The 25,959-nt window shown below is 53.3% G+C and carries 22 protein-coding genes and 1 pseudogene; 16 read left to right on the forward strand and 7 right to left on the reverse strand.

Going from position 1 to position 25,959, the window contains the following annotated elements:
- The first annotated feature begins 520 nt into the window (after positions 1-520).
- Positions 521-760, forward strand: a pseudogene (locus K0B87_04640) (hypothetical protein).
- Positions 761-807: 47 nt separating this feature from the next.
- On the opposite strand, the gene K0B87_04645 reads toward K0B87_04640, so the two are convergent.
- The 5 genes from K0B87_04645 to K0B87_04665 all read right to left on the reverse strand — a co-directional run bounded on the left by K0B87_04645 (position 808) and on the right by K0B87_04665 (position 8,317).
- The gene (locus K0B87_04645; GenBank protein MBW6514024.1) at positions 808-3,222 is read right to left on the reverse strand and encodes a hypothetical protein; all 2,415 of its coding nucleotides are present in this window, start codon (positions 3,220-3,222) and stop codon (positions 808-810) included.
- Between the two features lie 141 nt (positions 3,223-3,363).
- Positions 3,364-3,936: a PH domain-containing protein gene (locus tag K0B87_04650; protein ID MBW6514025.1), complete on the reverse strand. Its 573-nt coding sequence runs from the start codon at positions 3,934-3,936 to the stop codon at positions 3,364-3,366.
- 82 nt (positions 3,937-4,018) lie between these two features.
- Positions 4,019-5,164: a hypothetical protein gene (locus K0B87_04655; protein MBW6514026.1), complete on the reverse strand. Its 1,146-nt coding sequence runs from the start codon at positions 5,162-5,164 to the stop codon at positions 4,019-4,021.
- A gap of 906 nt (positions 5,165-6,070) precedes the next feature.
- A complete protein-coding gene (gene eno / locus K0B87_04660) occupies positions 6,071-7,348 on the reverse strand; it encodes a phosphopyruvate hydratase (protein ID MBW6514027.1) in 1,278 nt (425 codons plus the stop codon).
- 24 nt (positions 7,349-7,372) lie between these two features.
- Positions 7,373-8,317 carry an SPFH/Band 7/PHB domain protein gene (locus K0B87_04665; protein ID MBW6514028.1) on the reverse strand — a complete coding sequence of 315 codons (945 nt, stop codon included), beginning with the start codon at positions 8,315-8,317 and terminating at the stop codon, positions 7,373-7,375.
- A 211-nt stretch (positions 8,318-8,528) separates the two neighbouring features.
- On the opposite strand from K0B87_04665, the gene K0B87_04670 reads away from it, so the two are divergent.
- The 9 genes from K0B87_04670 (at position 8,529) to K0B87_04710 (ending at position 18,305) form a co-directional block, all read left to right on the forward strand.
- A complete protein-coding gene (locus K0B87_04670) occupies positions 8,529-9,050 on the forward strand; it encodes a penicillin-binding protein activator LpoB (GenBank protein ID MBW6514029.1) in 522 nt (173 codons plus the stop codon).
- 52 nt (positions 9,051-9,102) lie between these two features.
- Complete coding sequence (locus tag K0B87_04675) at positions 9,103-10,020, forward strand: phosphate butyryltransferase (GenBank protein MBW6514030.1); 918 nt, start codon at positions 9,103-9,105, stop codon at positions 10,018-10,020.
- Positions 10,017-10,934 (forward strand): phosphate acetyltransferase, encoded by a 918-nt coding sequence (locus tag K0B87_04680; protein ID MBW6514031.1) that lies wholly within the window; start codon positions 10,017-10,019, stop codon positions 10,932-10,934. Before K0B87_04675 ends, K0B87_04680 begins: the two co-directional genes overlap by 4 nt.
- Positions 10,931-11,371: a ribose 5-phosphate isomerase B gene (gene rpiB, locus K0B87_04685; GenBank protein ID MBW6514032.1), complete on the forward strand. Its 441-nt coding sequence runs from the start codon at positions 10,931-10,933 to the stop codon at positions 11,369-11,371. The genes K0B87_04680 and rpiB overlap by 4 nt, the downstream gene beginning before the upstream one ends.
- Positions 11,368-12,660 (forward strand): serine hydroxymethyltransferase, encoded by a 1,293-nt coding sequence (locus tag K0B87_04690; protein MBW6514033.1) that lies wholly within the window; start codon positions 11,368-11,370, stop codon positions 12,658-12,660. Before rpiB ends, K0B87_04690 begins: the two co-directional genes overlap by 4 nt.
- Positions 12,661-12,899: 239 nt before the next feature.
- A complete protein-coding gene (locus tag K0B87_04695) occupies positions 12,900-13,736 on the forward strand; it encodes a mechanosensitive ion channel (GenBank protein MBW6514034.1) in 837 nt (278 codons plus the stop codon).
- Positions 13,737-13,747: 11 nt separating this feature from the next.
- The gene (locus tag K0B87_04700) at positions 13,748-14,608 is read left to right on the forward strand and encodes a DUF3078 domain-containing protein (GenBank protein ID MBW6514035.1); all 861 of its coding nucleotides are present in this window, start codon (positions 13,748-13,750) and stop codon (positions 14,606-14,608) included.
- Positions 14,609-15,048: 440 nt separating this feature from the next.
- Complete coding sequence (locus tag K0B87_04705) at positions 15,049-17,736, forward strand: M6 family metalloprotease domain-containing protein (protein MBW6514036.1); 2,688 nt, start codon at positions 15,049-15,051, stop codon at positions 17,734-17,736.
- Between the two features lie 131 nt (positions 17,737-17,867).
- Positions 17,868-18,305: an Hsp20/alpha crystallin family protein gene (locus tag K0B87_04710; GenBank protein ID MBW6514037.1), complete on the forward strand. Its 438-nt coding sequence runs from the start codon at positions 17,868-17,870 to the stop codon at positions 18,303-18,305.
- A 78-nt stretch (positions 18,306-18,383) separates the two neighbouring features.
- Here the strand turns inward: K0B87_04710 and K0B87_04715 are convergent, their stop codons facing one another.
- A complete protein-coding gene (locus tag K0B87_04715) occupies positions 18,384-18,920 on the reverse strand; it encodes a lipocalin family protein (GenBank protein MBW6514038.1) in 537 nt (178 codons plus the stop codon).
- A 116-nt stretch (positions 18,921-19,036) separates the two neighbouring features.
- On the reverse strand, positions 19,037-20,749 hold the full coding sequence (locus K0B87_04720; GenBank protein MBW6514039.1) for a T9SS type A sorting domain-containing protein: 1,713 nt from the start codon (positions 20,747-20,749) through the stop codon (positions 19,037-19,039).
- Between the two features lie 171 nt (positions 20,750-20,920).
- Here K0B87_04720 and K0B87_04725 point away from each other — a divergent pair, with 171 nt between their 5' ends.
- From K0B87_04725 to K0B87_04750, 6 genes are all read left to right on the forward strand, one after another.
- The gene (locus K0B87_04725) at positions 20,921-22,477 is read left to right on the forward strand and encodes a lysine 5,6-aminomutase subunit alpha (GenBank protein MBW6514040.1); all 1,557 of its coding nucleotides are present in this window, start codon (positions 20,921-20,923) and stop codon (positions 22,475-22,477) included.
- The gene (locus K0B87_04730; GenBank protein ID MBW6514041.1) at positions 22,474-23,220 is read left to right on the forward strand and encodes a cobalamin-dependent protein; all 747 of its coding nucleotides are present in this window, start codon (positions 22,474-22,476) and stop codon (positions 23,218-23,220) included. Before K0B87_04725 ends, K0B87_04730 begins: the two co-directional genes overlap by 4 nt.
- A gap of 92 nt (positions 23,221-23,312) precedes the next feature.
- Positions 23,313-23,702 carry a four helix bundle protein gene (locus tag K0B87_04735; protein MBW6514042.1) on the forward strand — a complete coding sequence of 130 codons (390 nt, stop codon included), beginning with the start codon at positions 23,313-23,315 and terminating at the stop codon, positions 23,700-23,702.
- 43 nt (positions 23,703-23,745) lie between these two features.
- Positions 23,746-25,029, forward strand: a complete 1,284-nt coding sequence (rseP, locus tag K0B87_04740; protein MBW6514043.1) for an RIP metalloprotease RseP — start codon at positions 23,746-23,748, stop codon at positions 25,027-25,029.
- A 78-nt stretch (positions 25,030-25,107) separates the two neighbouring features.
- Positions 25,108-25,482: a four helix bundle protein gene (locus K0B87_04745; GenBank protein MBW6514044.1), complete on the forward strand. Its 375-nt coding sequence runs from the start codon at positions 25,108-25,110 to the stop codon at positions 25,480-25,482.
- 90 nt (positions 25,483-25,572) lie between these two features.
- Positions 25,573-25,959: tRNA-guanine transglycosylase (locus K0B87_04750; protein MBW6514045.1), on the forward strand; the 387-nt coding region annotated here is incomplete at its 3' end.

A 25,959-nucleotide genomic window follows, 5' to 3' on the forward strand; every position in this document is an offset into this window, starting at 1 on the left:
GTGTCTTGGAATGTATTTTCGCACATGACCCAAATCATTCAACCGATGGACATAATGTATAGGTTATTCGTTTTAAGGTAAGTGATTATAACATTAGCATGCCACTTTTTTGGGGGTATGCCTTAAAATAATCTGATCAAATCTAAGCATTCTGCACTGAGGATCAGAGAGTTCGGCAGGCTGCAGTGATACAAGAAAGCCAGAGCCATATACTACAAACTTGTGTTGATCCTGGATGACCGTACCAGTGACATTTGCTGGACTCTGGCAGCCCAGGATCGGGCCATTGACAAACCGGTTTTCAACAGGTGCAGGACAATAGGCCCGGGATTTATCCCGGGTTTTTCATGGAGTTCATATATATCTTGCCAAAATTCCCCACCCCCTCCCCAAACACAGATTTGATATGTGTTTGGGGAGGGGGTGGGGCCGTGAAACATTGATGGCTTCATATTGAAATACGACGGCTGAAGCCGCCGCCTATGTTCCTTCACCCCACCTGCGGCGGGGTTAGTCAACAGCCCGGTATAAGATACATCGCCTGAACGATGCCCTGGAAGTGATGGATAACCTGATGGCTCTGGACACCAAGTCCAGCAGTTTGGATGATGCCCGGGAATACATCAAAGCACTTGCGCCTTGGGTCAAAGACGATCAGATCGAATACGACTCAGCCATGAATCCAGTCGGCATCTCCGGAGCGCATACCCCGTTTCCTCCGTTTCATTGGAAGTGCAGGACGACGACAGCCATTGAATAGTGCCAACGAGCTGGAAACCTGCCATGGATTCGTTAGTAATTGACTTACTATTTGATAAGCGTTATCTTGGTGGTGGTTACCACTTTGTCAGCCGTCACCTTTACAATATAGGTTCCCGAAGCCAGCGATCTGCTATTATCATCCTTGCCATTCCAGATGGTGGAATAGAATTCTCCATTTTGCTTTACATCTCCCGATAGCCCGGCTTTGCGGACAAGGCTGTTGTAGCTTTCAGCCAAGCGGATGGTCTTCACTTTCTGCCCCCGGATGTTGAATATCTCGATCACAGGCTGCGCAGCAGGTTCCTTGGCCAGGGTGAATTCAATGAAAACTCCCGCTGCCCGGCTGGTATTCAGCAATGGATTGGGATAGACAGATACCTGAAAACCCTCAGGAGGTGTTGGCAACTCCGGATCATCAATACCGACATAAGGTTCAGAGCCGTATTCATAACAGCCCATGTCTATCCTACCATCCCAGACGCGGTAGTTACCGGCTAGGTCCATGGGCGGCAGGTTCAATCCGGTCGTATCTGCCGTGCCGGTATTGATACAGGGTGAGCCAGAGCTTAACTGATAATATTCTGGCTGGTCTATACTCAGATTTGTATCTACTGTGCCCAAAAATAACGGATTGGAATCCATAATGTTTTCTGTAAAAGTGACCAGGTCGGGTAAAGAGCTGCCTATAGTTCCCGTTCGGAATAGGCTATTGCTGACGCTTGCGTAATAACTCATCCCATTATTGCTGATATAGTTCGTAATATACATCTCGAAAGGAGCTCCAGGGTTGTACGAGATCAGATTCCTGATATCGGCACCACCTATTACGCTGGTGAGGGTGGCATTAGTAGTATTATTGGCAAAGGTGCAATTGTTGATCTGCATCGGCTGAAAGCGGTTTTGCATATATATTGGGTTACTCACCCAACTGCAGTTCGAAATCGTGTTATTGATGATCAGCACATTGCTCATATCCAGGTTGAAATCCTCGAACCCAGGGTAAATGTTTGTATAGAAAAATGGCCAGGCATCCTGAGCTGTGTTGTTGGCTATGATCGAGTTTCGCAGAACCAGGTCGCACGAACTAAAGTAAAGACCAAGTCCATTGCTCTCCCAGTCTGTTATTGTATTGTTGGATGAGACAAAATTATTAACCAACAGGTTGTCGCATTCGAATGCCCCAATCGTCATCAGGTCATTATCATAAGTTGTATATCCGGCTATGATGTTCTCAATTATGATATTGTCACAGTATCCAATAGACATGGCTGAAAAATTAGCACCCCAGTTGTTCTCGAATCTTAAATCATGCAGATATATGCTTGAGCTATAATAAACTCCCAATGGTAACGTATAAATGCTTCGACCATTAATCATCTTCATGCCTGATATCTCAACATCAGTAACACAAGTGGGATACCAAAAAGTTCGGAGCATTTCTCCATCGAAAAGGCAATTTTCGGTACCCGAACCGACTACCCGTGTGTGTGACTTCATCCCGATAGGGAAAACTTGTCCATTCTGCGTGTGCGAGTAAACTCCTGGGACAAGATGAATTGTTCTGGGGTTGTCCGGATTTGATGCGATGATCTGCATGGCATTCGCTATGCTTCTTTTCGGCGATGTGGACGATAAGCCGTCATTGGTATCGTTACCATCCGGAGATACGTACAGATCATGATCTATCAGATCAAGGAATCCATTCTGTATGCTTATGTCCAGGTTAGCGAATCGAACAGCAATGTAGAAACCATCAGGTTCCGCAAGAGGTATGCTGCCCAACACCAGAGAAATACTATACTGATTTGTTGTTTCCTGCAAAAATCGGATATTAATATCCATCCCGGAAGGTGCGGAATTATTGTAAATAGAGCAGAGATTGTTCTGATCAATTGCAAGGTTGTCTGAGGAATTGAATTGTAATCCACCCCCTTCGTAAATTGCTTGGTTCTCATAGATTTGAACGGCTGACAAAGTCAGAGATGAGTGCTGTGTTACAGATATCCCTCCTCCGCTTAATGCTATACAATTTCTAATTATACAATGACTAACGATGGCTTGAGAATAGAGTTTTAGATATATACCACCACCAGCAAAATTCAGGTCGCCGCTGTAGTTACCCTCCTCGTTATTTACCATTGTAAAGCCGGTGATTGTAATTGTCTCTCCGTTGATAACTCTGAAACATGAATTCATGTTGCCATCTATGATAGTGTTTTCGATGTATTGTTGTTGGGGGTCTGTAGCATACAGGCTCACAAGCGAGATATTGTAATCAATAAACTCAATGTTCTCTTCGTAGCGTCCAGGATAGACTTGTACTACATCCCCATGTCTTGAGTCGTTCACAGCTGCCTGAATACTGGTGTATTGCTGTGTGCCATCCAGAGATACAGTTCTTGTAGTGCCCAATATTAAAAAAGGCAACACGCATAACAGCATGACAAGCAGCTTGTTCAAAAGTACTCCTTTGTTTATCTGGCTTGGGACGGGTAAAACCCCAACTCCAAGCACTCGTATTCCCATGAAAAGTAGTTGTTCCCATTAAGTACTTGTTGTTTATATTCTTTCAAAATTGCTCCATCAACTAGTTGTAAAGCCCTATTTTTCCAGCTGGGTCCGGATCGCGGACAGTTCCTGCAACATCGCTTTTAAAAGCTCAGCCTGGCCGTTCGGTTCAGGTTTGGGGACTGAATCCGGCAGATCGTTATCCGGACGCGCTTTGATCCGCTGCATGATGGAATCCTTGAGGGTCTCGCAATCCCTGATCCCCGGGAGCACGAGCTCCGCGTTTTGCTGCTGGCTGTAACCCGCGGTCTGGATATGGAGTTTTCCCGTGTTGTAAAGGCGTTCCACTGGTCCCTGGGTGATATCGATGTTGGTGATTTTGGCATAGGGCAGGGTGCTGCGTTTGCGCCAGAAAACACCCTTTTTCAGCAGGACGGCATTTTCCTCCAGAGAGTATTCCAGGGTTTTGTAAAAGGCCACGAGATAGATCAGGACAGGGACCATCACCAGCAACAACCCGATGAAGATCAGCAAAGCGGCCAGGGGCGGGATCACTATGATCATCAAAATGATCAGGGCCAGGATGCTGGCGATAAAACAGACTGCCCAGACAAAACGCCAGACCTTCAGCAGATCAGGTTCCGGCTTGTGCATCTGATGTTCCATGAACTCCTCCATGGTTTTTTATGGGTCATTTTTCGATATCTTTCCAAAATCAATTTTAACGCGTTCCCGGATCCAAGCCGCGTCAGGCAGCAAGTTCATCCCTGTCATATCCGCTCAGCCCATAAAGCGGCTTGAATTCTGGAACAAGAGGTCCCGGCACCGGCATATCCATTTTCCTGCTTTCCGCCTGCACGGTGGTCCAGGCCACGGTTTGGAGAAAGGTGGCCGTCGCCGCGTCTATTTCGGCAGGCCGGTAGGCGTTTCCGATGGGATTGACGTTCCAGATCCCGGCCAGCATGGTGCAGGCGACCAGATATGTACCGTAAATGCTGGGATGATAGTTATCCGGGGCGTAAAGGCTGAAAGAAAGGGTGTCCTGATTCGCGTTGTGATAGGCCACCCCGGCAGGTAGAACCAAACCGTCCAGATAGGCGCCGATGTAGTTGTAAGCATCACGCACGGGCACATACATCTCCGGATTGTTGCGCCAAGCCCAGGTCATGTAAAAGCCCGTCAGCGCGCCGGATTGGTGGATGACCCCATTGAGGAGGGTGGCGTATTGGTAAAAGAGGTCCGGATCGGTTTGCGGCCGGCTGCTCGCCTCCTGCAAAATCACCAGGTCCCAATCCCCCGTGCTGATGTAATCCAGCGTATTCTGGTCGTTGTAATGGTTCTCCAAAGTGTAGCCGCCAACTGTGCGGGCGTCCACAAGCGCGTTCCATTCAGGATGGACGGCATTGACCAGCGCCTGCAGATGCACGTCCACTCCGCCATTGAAATAGGTATGGCTGTTTCCCACCAACAGCACCCTGCGGCTGTCTTCATACGGAAGCCCCCAACTGACAACCACTTCCAGTCCGCCGGGAACGAATTGCAGGGTGATATAGACCGTGGTGGTCTCGCCCGGCCGCACCGTCCCGGTCCCCGAACCCGTGGCGATCAGGTTTAGGCCGTCATAGACATCCACATCGATGGCGTAGCTGCCGATCTCCAGTTCCTCAAACGTACCCTCCGCCATCGACCCGGTGATCGGCAGGTCCAGCGTTTGGGAGAAATCGCCCCGGGTGATCGTCACCCGCACCAGGCTCACGGACAAGCCATGCGCGAAAGCCGGCTCGAGGTTGATCCGGACGGGCATTTCCCCCTTTTCGGCTGGCACCGTGCTCTGTTGCTCGCAGGCAGCCAGGGCCAGAATGATCACAAACAGGACTAGGATGAGTTTTCTCATGGTTAGCTCCCGGACTGTTTTGTTCTGATTACAAAAAGGGCGAGCGGCGCTGGCTTGTCAATCGATTTTTTGGCTCTTGTACAAGATTGGAGCGAAAGTAAGCCCCTGGAGTCGAGCGGGCCGGTCTGGATCTTTTATTCTTCCCCAGCCATGCTAAGAATCCGGACCGCATGGACTCCAGGAATATCTCCTCCCTCCTTGCTGGAGTCCATGCTCGTTCCTCGCTCGACTCCAGCGGCTCATGATTTCGCCCTCATTATCATTACGCTATCAATACGGACTCATTACGGACTTTGTCCGTAATGAGTCCGTATTGACACCGTATTGATAAGGGGAGCCATATGGGTGGAGAAAGGCGATATGTTGTGATAAGATATTGCCAAATAAGCAAATACGCATATGGTTAATGTGTTTGGGGAACGAGTGTGATTGTCTGGGGGTGGGATCCAAGATCATATAGAGCTTTCAGCCTGTCCCGGAGGGACAAAGCAACATGGCGCCGGGTTCAAAGCCCTGCGTTACAATTGATTGCCCATTCGGGACAGAGGCTGGTGGAAAACCGGTTCCAATCGCTGCAGGCTATGACAAACCCTGCCGCAGGCGGGGTGCAGGACAATAGGCGGCGGCTTTAGCCGTCGCATTTCAATATGCAGATATCAATTTTGCATAGCCCCACCCCCTCCCCAAATACAGATGTGACCTGTATTTGGGGAGGGGGTGGGGAATTTGCGGAGGACTCAGGTAAATCCCGAAGATACCCGGGATACATCCCGGGCCTATTGTCCTGCACCGGTTGAAACCGGTTTGCCAACAAGCCAACCCCGCCTGCGGCGAGGTTTTCTGGCACAAAACAAGGGACGGAATCGCTTCCGTCCCCATATCTCTTGTATCCCGTGAAAAACGGGCTCAGCTTAGTTGTTTGATCACCGCTTTGCCGGGGAAGCAGGCCGCTTCGCCCAATTCCTCTTCGATGCGGATAAGTTGGTTGTATTTGTCCACCCGTTCGCTGCGGGAAATGGAGCCGGTCTTGATCTGGCCGCTGTTCATGGCAACGGCGAGGTCCGCGATGAAGGTGTCGCCGGTTTCGCCGCTGCGATGGGAAACCACGCAGGTCCAGCCGACCTTGTGGGCGGTGTTGATGGCGTCGAGGGTTTCGGTGACGCTGCCGATCTGATTGAGCTTGATCAGGACGCTGTTGGCGACCCCTTCGGCAATGCCGCGCTTGATGATCGCGGGATTGGTGACGAAGATGTCGTCGCCCACGTTCTGGATGCGCGTTCCGAGGGTGTCGTTGAGCTTTTTCCAGCCCGCCCAATCGTTTTCGGCCAGTCCATCCTCGAGCGAGACGATGGGATATTTCTCCACCATGGCGGCATAGTAGGCGACCATTTCGTCGCTGTTCATCATCCTGCCTTCAAAGGCGTAGGACCCGTCTTTCCAGAAGCTGGAAGCGGCAGCGTCGAGGGCGATGAAAATGTCCTTTCCGGGCTCGTAGCCGGCGTCGCTGATGGCCTGGACGATCACTTTGAGGGCGTCTTCGTTGGAATCGAGGTTGGGCGCGAAACCGCCTTCATCGCCGACCCCGGTGGCCAATCCGCGTTTTTTTAGGATTGCCTTGAGGGCGTGGAAGGTCTCTGCGTTCATGCGGATCGCTTCCCGGAAGGATTTGGCGCCCAGGGGCATGATCATGAATTCCTGGATGTCCACGTTGTTGTCCGCGTGGGCCCCGCCATTGATGATGTTGCTCATCGGCACGGGCAAAGTGAGGGCGTTCACACCTCCCAGATAGCGGTACAGAGGCAGGTCCAGCTCGATGGCGCTGGCGCGGGCGACGGCCATGGAAACGGCCAGGATCGCGTTGGCACCGAGCTTGGATTTGTTCGGCGTGCCGTCCAAAGCCAGCATGATCCGGTCCAGTTCGGCCTGATGGGTGGATTCCAGCCCACAGAGGGCCGGAGCGATGACCTTATTGATGTTATCCACGGCCTGCAGGGTGCCTTTGCCGCCATAGCGTGATTTGTCGCCGTCACGCAGTTCGATGGCTTCGCGCTCACCGGTCGAGGCACCGCTGGGAACCGCGGCCCGCGCCACCACACCGCTTTCCAGATGAACGTCCGCCTCAACGGTCGGGTTACCGCGTGAATCCAGTATTTCCCGCCCTTTGATATACATTATTTCAGACATGGGTATGTACTCCTTGGTGTTTGTTTACTTCTCGAAAATATTGGCCAGGGTCTTGACAGAGCCGATCAAAGCGGCCGATTCGTAGGGAATCACCACAGTTTTGTCGCCCTGTTTGGTCACTTCCGAGAAGGCGGTGACGTATTTGAGGGCGATCAGGTATTGGGCCGGATCGGTGCCTGTTGCGCCGACAGCTTCGGCGATCAACTGAATGGACCTGCGTTCGGCATCCGCGACCAGAAGCTTGGCCTGCGCTTCACCGTCGGCGCGGGCGATCTTGGCTTGTTTGTCACCTTCGGCCACGCGGATCTGGTATTCGCGCTCGGCGTCGCCGGTGAGCATTTTGGCGCGTTTGTCGCGTTCGGCGCGCATTTCCTTTTCCATTGCGGTACGGATCTCTTCCGGAGGCAGGATCTCCTGCAGTTCCACGCGGTTGACCTTCACGCCCCATTTGTCGGTGGCGTCATCCAGGATGTCGCGCAGTTTGGCGTTGATCGTATCGCGCGAGGTGAGGGTGAAATCCAGGGTCAATTCGCCGATGACGTTACGCAGCGAGGTCTGGGTGAGTTTCTCGATCGCTTCGGGCAGGTTTCCGATCTCATAGACGGCCTTGTAGGGATCGGTGACCTGGAAATAGAGCAGGGCGTTGATGTTGATGGAAACGTTGTCGCTGGTGATCACGTTCTGGCGGGGGAAGTCGTAAACCGTTTCGCGCAGGTCGATGCGGTTTTCCACGCGCTGGATCATGACCGTGTTGCCGCGATAGTCGGCTTTGTTGTAGCGCCAGTGGATGGGGCGCATCTTGTCAAATATGGGAACGATGATGTGAATGCCGGAAGAAAGGGTCTTGATGTACTTTCCCAGGCGTTCCACGATCACCACTTCAGCCTGGCGCACCACGATGATGCTTCTGGAAATGAGGGTTATCACAAAGATAGCCACGGCGAGACCGACGATGATGCCGATAGTCATAATTCACTCCTTTGGATTTGAGTTTTGATTCATAAAAATGGACACCGCAATTCTGACAAGTAAAAAAGCATGGGGCAAGGATTTGAAGATTGCGCTTGACAAATATCAAATCCCCGCTCAAGCTTGTTTTTAACTCTAAAATTCACTGCAGTCAGGGCTGGACGTCCTGTTACACTTGCAGATATGATAGTCCGAACTGGGGAGAAGAACAATGGAAAAAGTTCTGGTTTTGCTGATCTGCGCGCTGGCCTTGGCCGGATGCGCCACCAATGTCGTCAGCACCTGGAATGATGAGGACGCGCGGATCCTGGCCCGGGAACTGGCCGCCGATATCCTGGCCGGAGACTGGCTGCTGGATTTCGCGGAACAGCATTCCTCCTACCCCACCCTGATGATCTGCGAACTGGACAACCACAGCGGTCAAACCATTCCCCTGCAAGATCTTGGCAAAGAGCTGAGCCGGGAACTGCTGGCCAGCGGAAAGCTGCGGATGGTAGTGCCCCGGAAACCCACTGCTGAAGGGACAGACGACCCGGCCGGGCTGGACATTCCCATCGACACTAGCGGCGCCGACGTACTCCTCCTCGGCAGCCTGGAAGCCATTCCTGACCCCAAGCTGCTCATCTTCCGGCTGGACCTGCATCTATTGGACGCACAGAGCAAAGCTTTGCTGCACAGGGCCGTCGGACTGCGCCAAAAACCCTTGCTGGAGAAGAAGAAAAGGACCATTTGAACCTGAAGCCGGAAACTTGATTTTAATCTAAAGAAATAGAACTGGAGAAGCAATGCAAATTACCAAACTTGACCAGATGTTCGATATTCTCAGGCCGCTGCCGAACAAGCGATTAGTGGCCGCCTGGGCCGTTGATGCCCACACCATCTGCGCTGTCCACGAAGCTGTGTCCATGGACCTGATCGAAGGGATCCTGGTGGGCGACGCAGACTTGATCAAAAAGGTCTGCTCCGAAGAGGGGATCGACCCTTCCGTGTTTCGCATCGTGCACGTGCCCAATGACCTGGCCGCGGCCAGCAAAGCGGTTGAACTGATCAGGTCCGGGGAAGGCGATTTCCTGATGAAGGGCCTGCTCAGCACGGACCGCTACATGAAAGCCATCCTCAACAAGGAAACCGGCCTGATGGACAATGGCGCCATCCTTTCCCACGTGACTGTGGCCGAGCCGATGAATTACCACAAACTCCTGATCTTTGGAGACGTGGCGATCATCCCGCTCCCGGACCTGGCCCAGAAAGTCGCCATCACCAACTATCTTATCAAAGTAGCCCATTTCCTGGGCATCCAAAAACCAAAGGTGGGCATCCAGGCAGCTTCGGAACAGACTTTGCCCAAGATCCCCTCCTGCGCCGACGGCGCCATCCTCACCAAAATGGCCCAGCGTGGCCAGATCAAAGGCGCGATCGTCGAAGGCCCGCTCGGCTTCGACCTGATCATCGACAAGGAAAGCGCCATCATCAAAGGCGTGCACAGCGAGGTTTGCGGCGACGCTGATTGCATCCTCTTCCCCAACATCGAGGCCGGCAACACCTTCTATAAAACGATCGGAAAACTCCTCAAAAGCGAGCTCTGCGCCGTGGTCATGGGGGCCAGGGTGCCGGCTGTCCTCACTTCCCGTGGCGACAGCGAAAAATCCAAGCTCTATTCCATCGCCCTGGCGGCCATGCTCTGCCTGGAAGGAAGGGTATGAGCCAGTTCAAGACCCTGGCCCAGATGGCGGAGCACGTTCGCGCCAGTGGAACTGTGACCCGCATAGCCGTGGCGGTCGCGGAAGACTCTCACACCCTGTCTTCGCTCGGCCAGGCCGCGCGGGAGGGCTTCGTGCAGGGCATCCTGATCGGCAACCTAGGGCATATCAACGCGTTATGCGAAGAAGAGCAGATCGACCCCAACCTTTTCGAGCTACACGATATCCCGGATGAAGACCAAGCCACTGCGGAAGCGGTCAGGATGGTCAGATCCGGCGAGGCGGACGCTTTGATGAAAGGACTGGTTAGCACAGACAGGTTCCTTAAGGCCGTGCTGCACAAGGATCGCGGATTGCTTCCGCCCAAGACCGTCATGAGCCATGTGTGCGTTATGGAAGTGCCCAGATATCATAAACTGCTCTTTCTGAGCGATACCGCGGTCCTGCCTTTTCCGGACCTGTACCAAAAGATCGCCATGGTCAAATACAGCGTTGCCATGGCTCGGACATTCGGAGTTGCCAAGCCCAAAGTTGCACTGATCACAGCAACCGAAAAGGTCTATGCCAACATACCCAACACTTTGGAGTACGCCCAGATTTGCAAGATGGCGGCCTGCGGTCAGATCAATGACTGCGTCGTGGACGGCCCGCTGGATGTTTTCCTGGCCTGCGACCCCTCCGCCGCTGAGGTCAAAGGCGTGCAAACCCCTGTAGAGGGAGATGCGGACATCCTGATCTTTCCGAATCTTGAATCCGCCAACAGTTTCTACAAAGGCTTGATGCTTTTCGCGGAATGCGAACTTGCCGGCCTGCTCCAGGGAACGACGAAGCCGGTGATCGTCATGAGCAGAAGCGAAAGCGCCGCCTCCAAATACTACTGCATCGCCCTGGCGTGCTTGATGGCAGGAGAAAAATGAAAATCGCAATTGCAGCGGACCATGCCGGATTTGAGCTCAAGGAAGCGATCAAAGCCGCCTTCCCGGAGCACGAGTTCAGCGATTTTGGCACCCACAGCGTGGATTCCATGGATTATCCGGACACCGGCGCCCCGGCAGCCCGCGCGGTCGCTTCCGGCCAGGCAGAACGGGGCATCCTGATCTGCGGCAGCGGCATCGGGATGAGCATCACGGCCAACAAGGTCCCCGGCATCCGCGCCGCCCTGTGCACAAACACAGATGTGGCCAGGCTTTCACGCATGCATAACGACGCCAACATCCTCTGCCTGGCTGGACGCTTCACCGCCATACCCTACGCCCGCGAGATCGTCAATGCCTGGCTGAACACGGAATTCGAAGGCGGGCGGCACCAAAACAGGATCCAAAAAATAACAGACATAGAAGGAGAAATCCAGTGAAACACATCCAGATGCAAGATCCCGAGCTCTACGCGGCCATGTACGCGGAGCTCAAGCGCCAGCGCGAAAACCTGGAACTCATTGCCTCGGAAAACTTTACTTCCCTGGCAGTGATGGAAGCCCAGGGCAGCGTCCTCACCAACAAATACGCCGAGGGCTATCCCTATCGCTGGAGCAAAAAGACCGGCCAGATCAATTACAATCTCTACGGCAGATACTACGGCGGCTGCGAATACATCGACGAAGTGGAGCGCCTGGCCATTGAACGGGCCAAGCAGATCTTTGGCTCCGAACACGCCAACGTCCAGCCCCACAGCGGTTCCCAGGCCAACATGGCAGCCTATTTCACCCTCGTGAAACCTGGCGATACTGTTCTCTCGCTTGAACTTGCGCACGGCGGGCACCTCACCCACGGGCATCCGCTTTCCTTCAGCGGCCAATTCTACAACATCATCCACTACATGGTAAACAAAGACACCGAGCAATTTGACTATGATGAGATCGAACGCCTGGCCAAAGAGCACAAGCCGCAAATGATCCTGGCAGGAGCCTCGGCCTATCCGCGCAAGATGGATTTTGCCCGCTTCCGCGAGATCGCGGACATGGTGGGGGCCAAGCTGATGGTCGATATGGCGCACATCGCCGGACTGGTGGCCGCAGGTTTGCACATGAATCCAGTTCCCTACGCCGATGTGGTCACTTCCACCACCCACAAGACCCTGCGCGGGCCGCGGGCCGGCATCATCCTCTGCAAGGAGCAGTATGCCAAGGAGATCGACGGCAAGGTGTTTCCCGGCATCCAGGGCGGGCCTCTGATGCACGCCATCGCCGGCAAGGCCGCCGCGTTCCATGAGGTGTTGCAGCCGGCGTTCAAGATCTATCAGCAACAGGTGATCGACAACGCCCGGGCCCTGGCCTCAGCCCTCATTGACAGAGGTTTCAAGCTTGTATCCGGCGGCACGGACACCCATCTGATGCTGGTGAACATGGGCACCGAGGAAGAAGGCGGGCCCAGCGGCAAAAAGATGGAGGAAGCCCTTGACCTGGCAGGAATTACGGCCAACAAGAACACGGTGCCATTCGACACCCGCAGTCCCTTCGTGGCCAGCGGAGTGCGGCTGGGAACCCCGTCCGTCACGACCCGCGGCATGGGGACCCCGGAAATGGCGCTGATCGCCGATCTCATCAAGAAGGTGCGCGACCATCACGGGGATGAGGAATACCTTGCCGCCATGAAACCCGAAGTGAGGACCCTCACAGACAAATTCCCGCTCTATCCCGAGCTTTGAACTCGAGCTCCGGATCCGCCTGTCAACAGGACGCGGGTCCGGAGTTTTTTACTCTTAAGATTCAGGGCGGACATTAGGCCCGTTGCTTCCGCGCCTGTACGGGCACCCGGCAGAACATCTTTGCCTCAAACAATTAATGCATTATATTAACACTTATGCTGATACTGCCTTCGCGTTTCGGGGCGGATCACAGAATACCATTAACCAAGGCTGACAGCCTTTAAAGCAAGGAGATCAAGATGCCAATTCTCTTACAAGCGGATTCCGTGGTAGCCAACACAGTGGCCCAAACGGAAGGACTCGTCAAGCCCGATTTTTGGGCCAAAGTTATTGATTACATTAGAATTTACGGGATCAAGCTGATCATCGCGATCCTGATCTTCATCATCGGTAAATGGATCGCCAAAGGCATCAGCAACCTGATGAGCAAGATGATGCAAAAGCGGAACATGGACAAGACCCTGGCCAATTTCCTGGGCAACGTCATCAACGCCATCCTGCTGATCATCGTGATCATCGCCGCTATGAGCGCTCTGGGGATCAAAACCTCATCCCTGATGGTGATCTTTGGCGCCGCCGTACTGGCCATCGGCATAGCCATGCAGGGCCAGTTCGCCAATTTCGCCGCCGGATTCATGCTCGCCTCGCTCAAGCCCTTCAAGATCGGTGACTCAGTCATCGCCGGCGGACACACCGGAACTGTCCATGACATCGGTATCATGACCACCACCATTCTCACCGGAGACAACAAAAAGATCATAGTTCCCAACGGCGCCATTGCTGGTGGAGCGATCACCAATCTTTCCGCCATGCCCACCCGCAAGATCGAACTTGCCGTGGTTGTGCCCGGAACAACCGACCTGAACAAAGCCCGCGATATCCTTATGGGGATAGTCAGGTCCGACAGCCGCATCCTGGCTGATCCCGCGCCCTCGGTTTCCATCGCGGAAACCAATGCCACCGAGACTAAATTCGGCCTCGGAGCCCACGTCAAAAACGCTGAAATGGGTGCCGTGCAATCCGAACTTCTGGAGAAGATCAGAAAAGCCCTGAACGAAAATGGTATCTGGGTCTAAGGAGTAAAGATATGAAGCACATAAAGATACTGATCCTGACCCTCACCCTCATCGGAATTTCCCTGCTGGCCGCCGAGCCCTGGAAACTCGATTCGGACGTCATGTTCAACTTCACCCAGACCGCCTTTAGTGACAACTGGGCCGGATCCGAACTCAGCAACATCACCTGGGCTGCCGCCTCCAACACCACCGCCCAGAAACAGATGAAAGACTGGCTGCTCAACAAAACCTCGCTCAAGCTCGCGTTTGGCCAGTCCCACTTGCAAAAGGAAAAAGTAGATCCCGTCACTCTCCAAACCGAGAAATACTGGGAAGCCCCGCTCAAATCCACAGACAAGATCGATCTCGAATCCCTGATGCAGTTCACCCTCAGCTCATTCGTCGATCCCTATGTCGCCGTGCGCATGGAATCCCAGTTCCTGGACGAGGACGGGGATGAGACCCTGCTGGTCAATCCCATGCTGTTCACGGAAAGCGCCGGTATCATGAAAACCCTCATCAATGCCGAGAAAACCAAGCTGGATGTGCGCGTCGGCGGCGCGGTTCGCGAATTTGTCGATCGCCGGGATGACGATGTGCCCATCGATGGCGGCTTGGAAGCGATCGCCGATTTCAAGCACGTCTTCACGGCCCTCAACGCCAGCTACAATTCCCGGCTTTCGGCCTATCAGGCCTTCTTCAATTCCAAATCCGACGAACTGAACGAGGATTGGAAAGCCCTGGACTACAAATGGGAAAACATGCTCAGCTTCAAGCTCTGGAAAATGCTCAGCCTCAACCTCACCGCCGACCTCATCTACGACAAGGAAGTGGTGGATGAACTTCGCTGGAAGGAGATGCTGGGCATCGGGTTCAGCTACGTGCTGTTCTAAACCAGCAAATTCAAGCTCAGTTAATTGGGAGGACTCCGGTCATCCCTTTTTTGTTTCCTTCCACTCAGATATCCTCTTTCGGGTACTTGGCGCGGCAAAGCCATGCTGATCAGTGGTCTATTTAATCTCCTCTGATCATGATTCGCGAATAACTGGTTTATGCTTATATCACAATCAGATACTTCTCTGAACACCTTGTCGCTCCCCTTATCAATACGGTGTCAATACGGACTCAATACGGACTTTGTCCGTATTGAGTCCGTATTGACACCGTATTGATAAGGGGAGCCAGGGCAAAAAATTCGTTGACAGAAAAAACCGATTTGCAGTCTGGAACGCAAATTGTTTGTTATAGTTGGCTGTGTATTTGGGAGAGCTTTGCAATGGGCTTTTCCGCTGGCATGGACACGAAATTGGATTAGTCTTTAACATGAGGATATATGCTAAAATTTAAACTACTTAGCCTGGTCAGCTTCCTGCTGGCGATCTGCCTGCTGGGGGCTGCTCCGCTGGCCAACACGCCGGTCCGGATCGTCCAACCCGACGGCGCGGAACTCGACATTCTGGCCAGCGGCGATGAATTCCACAACTGGCTGCATGACGCGGATAACTATAGCATCGTGCAAAACGAAGCTGGCTACTACGTTTATGCCAGGCAGGACGGCGAAACGGTCGCCCCCACAGACCTTGTCGTGGGCCGCGATCTGCCCGCTCAGCGGGGCATCCAGCCCGGGATCAATCTTTCAGGGCGCCTGATCGCAGAAAAATACGAGCGCCTGGCGGAAATGCGGGACTACAGCAATGCCAGATCCCCGCACACGGGACCGTTCAACAACCTGGTGGTGTTCATCAAATTCGCCGACGACCCTGATTTCACGACCCCGATCTCGGTTTACGACCAGATGTTCAATTCCCCCAACTCCAATTCCATGCGGCGCTATTTTGACGATGCTTCCTATGGCCAGTTGGACGTCGATTCGTCCTTCTATCCTCAGCCCACTGGGGAAACGATCCTCTGCTATACGGACATCTACAACCGCAATTATTACAGGGTTTACAGCCCCTCCAACCCCGAAGGCTATTCCGGCGACAGCCAGCGCACCCAACGCGAGCACCAATTGCTGCTCCGGGCCGTGAACTACGTCGCCTCCATGGTCCCGACGGACCTGGCGATCGATGGCGACAATGACGGCTATGTGGACAACACCTGCTTCATCATCAAGGGTTCGCCCGAAGGCTGGGCAGAACTGCTCTGGCCGCATCGCTGGGTGCTTTACACCGTGAACGCCATGATCCATGGCAAACGGGTCTGGGACTTCAATTTCCAGCTTGAGACCTCCGCCCTGTCATCCGGGGCCAGCGTCTTATCCCATGAAATGTTCCACAGCCTCGGCGCGCCTGATCTTTACCGTTACAACGACAATACCATCACCCCCATCGGCATTTGGGACCTGATGGCCAGCAACTCCAATCCGCCCCAGCATATGAGCGTTTGGATGAAATACAACTATGGCCAGTGGCTCGACAGCGTCCCGGACATCACCAGTTCCGGCACCTACACGCTATATCCGGTCGCCAGCTCCGCCTCCAACAACATCTATCGCATCCCGGCCTGGCGCAGCGGGGAATACTACGTTCTGGAATACCGCAAGCCCTCTGCCAATTACGACCACACCCTGCCCGCAACCGGACTGCTGGTCTATCGGCTGAACACCCAGGCCAGCGGAAACGCGCAGGGACCTCCGGATGAGCTTTATCTCTACCGGCCCCACGGAACGAACACCACCACCAACGGGGTTCTGAACATGGCCGGTTTCTCCGCGCAGTGCGGACGGGCCGAGATCAGCGAAGCAACCGTGCCCAGCGGCTTCATGAGCAACAACGCCCCGGGGGGATTGAACCTCTTCGATATCGGAGTTGCCGGAGATTCCATCACCTTCAAGATCAAGGTCTCCGAGATCCAACTCACCTATCCCCACGGTGGCGAAACCTGGTTCTCCGGAACCAGCAAGACTCTCGCCTGGAAAGCCAAATCCCTGACCGGCAGCGTGACCCTGGAATACAGCAGCGACGGCGGTTCGAGCTGGACCAACCTGAGCAACTCGGCTTCCAACAACGGCTTCTACATCTGGAGCAACATTCCGCAGATGGATTCGGAGCAAATGCACGTCCGCATCACCCAAAACTCCAACGGGCAAACTGACAGCAACACCTATCCCTTCACCATCCTCAGCGAAATGGCTGTCCCGGAAGGAACCTGGCCCCCGGACGGCGCCACGAACATACCCACCAATCCTCTTCTGAACTGGACTGCCGTTCCCGGCGCGACCTCATACCAGCTGCATGTTTCTGACACCCCGGATTACATCAGCTATATCGTCGATGAATTGGACTGGGAGACAAACACTTACCAGCTTAACTATCTGGAACCCTACGTTACATACTACTGGCGGGTTTGCAGTATGTCCGAAGTTGGCGTCGGCCCCTTCTGCGAGACCATGAGCTTCACCACCGGTAACATTTCGGAAATCCCGGAAGCCCCAGCCCTCATCTATCCAGCCCACATGGCCACAAACTTGCCCATCGACATCGAATTCAGCTGGCTGGCCATGCCATTGGCGGAAAGCTATATCCTGCATATCTCCCAAAGCCCTTATTTTGTAGACCCGGAATTTGCCATCGAAAACATCTCCGGAACCACACAACTGGTTGAAGGGCTGAATTTTGGCACCCTGTATTACTGGCGCGTCGGCTCGGCAAACGTCGCCGGAGAAAGCAATTTCTCCCAGATCAACCGGTTCACCACCATGTATGTCGTGGCTGGCGAGGATCACCTCAATCCTGTGCTGATCAACAACTTGGAACAGAACTTCCCCAATCCCTTTAATCCCAGCACCACCATCTCCCTGAGCCTCAAAGACCCGGCCGCCGAACTCAGCGTGCTGATCTATAATATCAAGGGACAAGTGGTTAGAAACCTATACCAGGGAACGCCCGGCAAACAGCGGCTCAACCTGATTTGGGACGGCAAGGACGACCAGGGCGGCTTTGTCGGCAGTGGGATCTACCATTACCGGATGCGGTCTGGAGACTATGTCCAGACGCGTAAGATGATACTAATGAAATAAGATAGCATCCTGACACCCAAGCTTCTGAAAGTAAATTAGCAGTTTGCAATGCGGACTGCTAATTTTTTCTTGCCTTCTTGCCCATTCCGATTATATTAAAGGTAGAAATTCATTTCACAAGGAGGTTCAAAATGAAGATCGTACCTTATCGCAAAGGACAAGAATTGAGGCCGATGGGCACCATGATGAGCATATTCGATGATTTCTTCAGCCGTGCCTTCGACGAAGATGCCGGTGAGGATAATTTCCGCTCCATGGCAATGGATATCATCGAGCACGACAAGGAGTTCGAGATCCTGGCCAACCTGCCCGGATTCCGCAAGGATGACGTGAAGATCTCCGTGCATGACAACCAGCTTCTGATCGAGGCCAAATGCGCGGAAAGCAGGGAAGAGACCAAAGGCACCGTGTATCGCTGCGAACGCTACAGCGGCAGCTATCGCAGGAATCTGCTGCTGCCGGAAAACAGCGACCTGGCCAAGATTTCCGCCAAAATGGAAGACGGCGTCCTGAGATTGGTCATACCCAAAAAGGAACCCTCACCCCAGAAAGAAATCGTAATTCAGTAATCAAGCCCAACGCTCAAAACCAAGCAAGGCGCGGGAATTTCTTCCGCGCCTTCTTTGCTTACTGAGGAAATTGCCCCCTTACTTGAGCTTGCCCGTGAAAACCAGCCTTTTCACATCCCATCCGTTCTGTCCCAGCCAGTCCAGTATCTCCTGATAGGTGACCCTGTCGAAGGCCCGTTCCCGGCTCAGGATCCACAGATATTCGCGGTTGGGGTCGCTGACCACCGTGTATGAATAATTCTTCTGGTCCAGTTTCACGATCCAGTAGTCGCCCTTGAAGGGCCAGAAAAAGGTGACCTTGAGTTTGGAATTGCTCCTATCAACAGCATATGCGGTGGCGTTGGCCTTTGATTTGACCACTGTGGCTGCTTCGTCCGCCCAGCAAGTGTTGAGCACCCTGATCCTGCCTTTCTTGCCCAGGGAATACTCCGCCGTTACCACTTTGCCGCAATCTGCCTTTTGAAAACGCGTTGGGAAAAAAGCCTGCTGATACCAGCGTCCCAGATAGCGGTCTAGGTCTACCGATTTCACTGTAGTGACGGGCTTATCCGCCTTGGCCGCAAGACTTAAGCCTAGGACCAGGAGAAGGATGGTGAGGATTAGGTTATAGTTCATTTGATGTCCTTTCTTTTACCATACAAGCTAATGCCCCCAATCCCGGAGTCAAGGAGAAACTACTTGCTGTTCCTGACGGACATTTAAATCACCCAGGCTGGTGACAGGAATCCGCTCTATTTCAACAGGATCAACCTCTTGGCTATCCTGGATGTACCTGTATTCAATTGATACAAATAGATCCCGGCAGGCCAATCCCTGATATCCAGGTTCACTACGTTCGCACCCTGACCCAAGTTGTATTGAACTATGCGCTGTCCGCGCAAGTTGAAAACGTCCAAAGTGCCGCGTTCGCCCTTTGCCAGATCAGCTCTGATCCGGACCTTGTTTTCCAAGTGGATTGGATTGGGGCAAGGTTCATACAAGATTGAAGCAAATGGCAAAGCCGCAACTGATTCGTCATCGATGTCCACTCCGCTGGATAGCTTGGCAATGAACGCATCAGAGTAGCCGTTACTGGTGAGTGAGATATCGCCAAAATTGGGGCTGCCTTCAAACCAGCCTGTAAGATAAATCCCGCAAGCGTCATCCACGGCAATGTCCCAGCCCACATCATCGGCATAATCGCCGCCCGCCTGTGCGGCCCAGAGCCAGTTGCCATCGCTGTTTGCCGCTGCCGCGAAGATATCTTTCTCTCCGCTGCTAACCAAGGTGTTGTTGCCAAAAGTTGCCGTTCCAGTAAAATAACCTGTTGTGACAATGTTGTTTACACTATCAATATCCAGATCATAACCCGTATCGCTTGAGCCACTGCCGGCTCCAATGACCCACAGCCAGTTGCCATTGGCGTCCAGCCTGGTAAGAAATATATCGCTGGAAGAGTTGTTGCTGGAAATGCTGTGATCGCCGAAGGTGGCATCCGGTCCGGCAAAACTGCCCGTTAAATAGATGTCTGTGGCATCAAGCACTTTGATGCCCCGCCCAATATCATTGAAACTACTTCCCGCCTGCCTCGTCCACAGAAAGTCTCCAGAGCTATCCAATTTGGTCACGAAAATATCCGCCTCGCCATAACTGGTTAAGGTTGAATTGCCAAAATTGGCCGTACCAGTGAAATATCCGCTCAGGTATATGTTGCCAACAGCGTCCAGAACAATGCCATAACCCTCGTCATAAGCCGTGCCGCCAGCATGTTCAGCCCACATAACACCACCGCCAATGTCAAATTTGACCAGCAGGATATCGCGGAGTCCATAGCTGGTCAGGGTGTTGCCATCAACCTGGATGGATCCAGAAAACCAGCCTGTGACATACGCTTGCGAACAAGAATCCACAGCTATGGCAAAACCGTTGTCATTCAAGGTTCCGCCGAAGCTGCTGGCCCAAAGCCAGGCTCCGTCACTGCTCAGCTTCGCCACGAAGATATCCTCAGCGCCGGCACTTGTGATTGTGTGTGAGCCGAATACGGCGGTTCCGTTAAACCAGCCCGTGATGTAAACATTGGCGGCGGCATCTAGCGCCATGGCTTTGGGCATATTGGCTCCGCCACTCACAGCCCAGATATAGTTGCCGTCGGTATCAATTTTAGCCACAAAAACGTTATTGCCTCCCGTGCTGGTCAGCGTGATCGATCCCAAGGTCACAGACTCGTAAAAACGACCTGTGACATAAACATAGCCCTCACTGTCAGTGGCAATGGATAGGCCAACATCGTTGTTGGCACCCCCAACCCCATCTGCCCATATCCATTGGGGCATTTGTGCCGACAATCCAGACCATATCATTATCACCATCAAACCTGAGAGAACAGCATTAAGCGCGTTCATAACTCCTCCCTGGACCATGTTCTTGTTTAAACTACATTTTGAATAAGACAGATATTTAGTCAAGCTATTTAACCTAAGTTTTAGTTTGTTCAGTGGATCAAGGTTTTAAGACATCTGGCGGCTTTCTGTTAGTTCCAAAGCCCATTGATTGGGCCTTCCATCCCTTTTTACTTGACGGGAACCTGCCTTCCAAAAAACGTGCAAACATAGAAATAATAATGATTTGGAGGCTTGATGCTCAAGCTGGACATCGATCCCGGATTGATCCAAAGGGCCCGCGAAGCAGCCGGACGGATAGCCCATTCCTTTGATTGGTTGTTCGAAGAATACTCATCGCTGACGATCGAGCGTACGGTGCTTCGTTTGCTGGGCATTGACGGCGCGCTCAAAGACGGAAAACCCCTGCCCAACGTGGTTGTCGACCATTTGCAGGCGAAAAACGCCCTGGTGAAGGGAGCCGCGATCCCGGTTGCCAACGCCATGCTGGCCAATAACATGAGTGCCCAGGAAGTCGCTGAAGCAGTGGGACGGGGAGAACTGGACCTGTTGGAGCAGCCGCAGGCAGCTCCGGCTGAGATCTTTGCCGTCCTGGACGAACTTTCCGGACGAATGCTCAAGCACATTGCCCACCAGCACGAAACCCGGGAGGCGATGTTCACCCGTTTCGGACCTCGCCGGGTTCCGGCGATCTACGTAATCGTTGCCACCGGAAACATTTATGAAGACGTGATCCAGGCCAAAGCCGTGGCTTCGGAAGGCGCGGACATCATCGCCGTGATCCGCTCCACCGCGCAATCTCTGCTGGACTACGTGCCCTATGGCGCCACAACCGTCGGTTTTGGAGGCACTTACGCTACTCAGGAAAACTTCCGCATCATGCGCGCCGCCTTGGATGAGGTTTCGGAAACCGAGCAGCGTTACATCAGCCTCACCAACTACGCCTCGGGCCTGTGTATGCCGGAAATTTCAGCCATGGGCGCGATCGAGCGCCTGGACCTGATGCTCAACGACGCCATGTATGGCATCCTGTTCCGGGACATCAATCCAAAAAGGACCTTGCTGGACCAGTATTTCAGCCGCATGATCAACGCCTTTGCCGGGATCGAGATCCAAACCGGCGAAGACAATTATCTCACCACCTCCGACGCGGTCGAAAAGGCATATACGGTGACGGCTTCGCAGCTATTGAACGAACAATTTGCCCTGCTGAGCGGCATGAAGCGAGAAAAGATGGGCCTCGGCCACGCCCATGAGATCGATCCGGAACTGGAGAACAGCTTTTCCTATGAGCTGGCCCATGCTCTGCTGACCAAGGAACTCTTTCCGCAGGCACCGGTTAAATACATGCCCCCCACCAAGTTCGCCAGCGGCAACATTTTCAAGACCCATCTGATGGACGCCATGTTCAATTTCATCGGCCAGCTCACCCATCAGGGCGTGCAACTGCTGGGCATGATGACCGAAGCGATCCACACTCCGCATCTGGCCGACCGTTCATTGGCGATCGAGAACGCCCAGTATATATTCAAAGCTGTCAAGGACTTGGACGAAAACATCTGCCTGGCACCGGACAGTTTTGTAAACAGGCGGGCCAACCAGGTGTTGCGGGAAGCCAGTGACTTTCTGGAACGCGTCGCGCAGGAAGGGCTGTTCAAGGCCATGGCCAATGGCGAATTTGCCGATATCAAGAGGCCGGAAAATGGAGGCAAGGGACTCGGCGGAGTGTTCCGCAAGGGCGATACATATTTCAATCCCTTCCTCGATAAGATGAAGCAGGAGTTGGGCTTATGACCAAGAAAGCAATCATCCGCCCCTATGGCGACACCTCCGGCGACGGCAAGATGCAGCTTTCCTTCAGCCTGCCGGTTTCGCCAGACGCGGTTGGCAAGGAAGCAGCCAGACTGCTCTTGAAACAGATCGGTTTCGACGACATCGAGATCTGCGCCATGCGTGACCTGCGTGAGGGCTACACCCATTTCATCGCCTATGCCGCAACCTCCGAATCTGTAGACACTTCCAAGATCAGAGTCAAGGTTGTGGAAACTCCGGTCATGGACCTGGAAACCACCGACGAATACATCAAGGAAGAGCTCGGCAGGCAGATAACCGTTGTGGGAGCCTGCATCGAAAGCGACGCCCATACCGTCGGCATCGACGCCATCATGAACATGAAAGGCTACAATCATCGCTTCGGATTGGAGCGCTATCAGTACTTCACGGCTATCAACCTGGGCGCCCAAGTTCCTTCGGAAGAGCTGTTACGCCGCGCGCGCGAGGAAAAGGCGGACGTGATCCTGGTTTCGCAGGTGGTCACCCAGAAAAACATCCACATCAAGAACCTCACCAAACTGATCGAACTGGCTGAGGCTGAACAGCTTAGAGACAAGATGCTGTTCATCTGCGGCGGACCGCGGATCTCTCATGAACTGGCCATCGAACTCGGTTATGATGCGGGTTTTGGAACCGGAACTTATTCCACGGACGTCGCGTCTTATATCGCTATAACCCTTGCGGCAAAGAACGTAAAAAGGTGAAAAGGTGGAAGGGTGGAATCGTGAAAACGTGGAAGCGTGGAAGCGTGTAACAATGAAGCAAACACATGCTCAATGAGTAGCCAGGAGGGAGCGTGTATTCGTATACCGATTTTGATTTGTACAAGCTGAGCATCAAGTTGGTCCTTGAAGTCTACAAAGCAACAGAAGACTTCCCCAGGCAAGAGCAGTTCGGTCTTAGCTCTCAAATGCGCAGGAGCGCTGTTTCGATTCCCTCAAACATAGCCGAGGGTTCAGGCAGGCACACAACCAAAGAATTCATTCAGTATCTTTATATGTCCAATGGTTCTCTTTCAGAACTGGAAACCCACGTGGAGATATCTAGGCAGCTTGGCTTCATAAGGGACACTGCCAACCTGGTTGATCACATCAAGAGGATCAGACCCATGATCTTACAATTAATCAAAACATTATCCAATAAACTGGACAAGGTTGACCACAAATGGGTCAAAACAACAAACTAACAGTGTTGCACGGTTTCACGTTTTCACGCTTCCACGCCCTACCATGACTCTAATACTGACCATTCTCGCCTTCGGCCTCATGATCTTCATTCATGAACTCGGGCATTTTCTTGCCGCCCGTTGGTTTGGAGTCGGCATTGAGAAATTTTCCCTGGGTTTCGGCAAACCAATATTGCAGTTTGAAAAGAAGGGGATCAAGTATCGCATCGGCTGGCTCCCTCTGGGCGGCTATGTCAAGATGAAGGGCGAAAATCCTGACGATCCATCAGCCGGGGCAGATTCGTTCCGCAAAAAGGCCTGGTGGAAAAAGGTCCTGATCGCCTTCAGCGGTCCCTTTGCCAATCTGATCCTCGGTTTGCTGCTATTCATGGTGTCCTTTGTGCTGCCCCTCAAGGTGGAGGACCAGCGTCCCATCATCCACAGGGCCGAGGGCAAATGGGCTGAGATTTTCGTTCCCGGAGACAGCCTGATCAGCTTCAACTCCAAGCCCATCCAGGGTTTCAGCGATTTCCTGGAAGCCTTGTTGATCGACCAAGGCGGGACCGCGTTAGTCGACAGGTCTGGAGAGCCCATCAGCATCGATGTTCAAGCTTCAGAAGCCGAATCGCTCGCCCTGAGCCTCTATCCCCAGGCTGCCACCGTGATCGGCGACGTGATCCCCAAAACCCCGGCCTATCATGCCAATCTGAGATCCGGGGATCTGATCACAGCGGTGGATTCGGTCTCGGTTTCGGATTGGTATGCCATGCGCGAACTGATCGTCAATTCACCCCGGGACCAGGTTGTGTTGGACATCCGGCGTGGCGAAGAGACCTTTTCCCGAACCCTCAATCTCGAAACCAGCCTCGCCACCGGCACGGCCAAGACGATCGGGATCCTGCAGGCCCAGCCAGTTCGCTATACCCGCCATTTCAGTCTCTGGGAGGCTGTGAGGCTGGGCTCCTTCAATACGGCCAATTTCATCAGCACAAACTACCAGATGCTCTACAAACTGGTAAAAAGGCCTGCCGACCTGCAAAGATCAGTCGGAGGCCCGGTGATGATCGCCACCCTCAGCCAGCAGGTTGGGCGAAAGGGTCTGGGCCAATTGCTGCTTTTCTTTGGCAGCATCAGCCTGATCCTGATGATCATGAACCTGCTTCCCATCCCCATCCTGGACGGCGGCATGATCCTCTTCGCCGTGATCGAGGGCATCATCCGCAAGCCCATCTCCGTCCAGGTCCAATCGGTACTGCAGACCATCGGCCTTTTCCTCCTGATGGCGCTGATGTTCATGGCCTTCTATTCCGATATTGCCAGCGAAGTCCTCAGATTCATGAATAGGTAGGGAAAAGGGAAAAAGGGGAAAAGGGAACTGCGCCAATGACAAGACTCTTAGCCAATCCAATGAAAAATGGAGGTTTCAATGGGATCATACCGTGATTTGGATGTTTACGCAAGAAGCATGGATTTTGCCATAGATATCTACAAGCTTACCAATAATTTCCCAAAATCTGAGCAATACGGAATGACAGCTCAGTTAAGAAGGTGCGCGGTTTCCATACCTTCCAACATCGCCGAAGGGCACAGCCGCAGCAGCACGGTCGACTACATCAGGTTCCTGTTTATCGCCAACGGTTCCCTGTCGGAACTGGAAACCCAGCTGGAAATTGCCTTCCGACTTGCCTATTTTGCAGATATCTCGAGCTACTATGCCAAGGTCAAGCACATCCGCTCCATGCTGGCGGGCCTGATCAGAGCTTTGAAAGAAAAGGCAAAAGCCGCTGATGACCAAACATAAACTTGTTGTTTCAACTCAAGCAACGCCAGTTTTACAACCTGCGTTGCCCCTTTTCCCCTTTTGCCCTTTTTCCCTTTCCCTGAAGCAATAATGTTCAAGTTTACTTTAAATAAAACCTCCGGCAACGCCCGCGCAGCCACAATAATGACCAGCCACGGCACGATCCGAACCCCCGTTTTCATGCCCGTCGGAACCCTCGGAACCGTCAAAGCCATGAGTCCCCACGAACTGGAGGAAAGCCACGCGCAGATCATCCTGGGCAACACCTACCACCTCTATCTGCGCCCTGGACATGAACTTATCCGCGAAGCCGGGGGATTGCACAAGTTCATTTCCTGGTCCAAACCGATGCTCACGGACAGCGGCGGATTTCAGGTCATGAGCCTGGCCGCCCTGCGCAAGATATCCAAGGAAGGCGTGAAATTCCAGTCTCACATTGACGGCAGCCGGCATTTCTTCAGCCCGGAAAGCGGGATC

Source organism: Candidatus Syntrophosphaera sp. (assembly GCA_019429425.1).
GTDB lineage: Bacteria > Cloacimonadota > Cloacimonadia > Cloacimonadales > Cloacimonadaceae > Syntrophosphaera.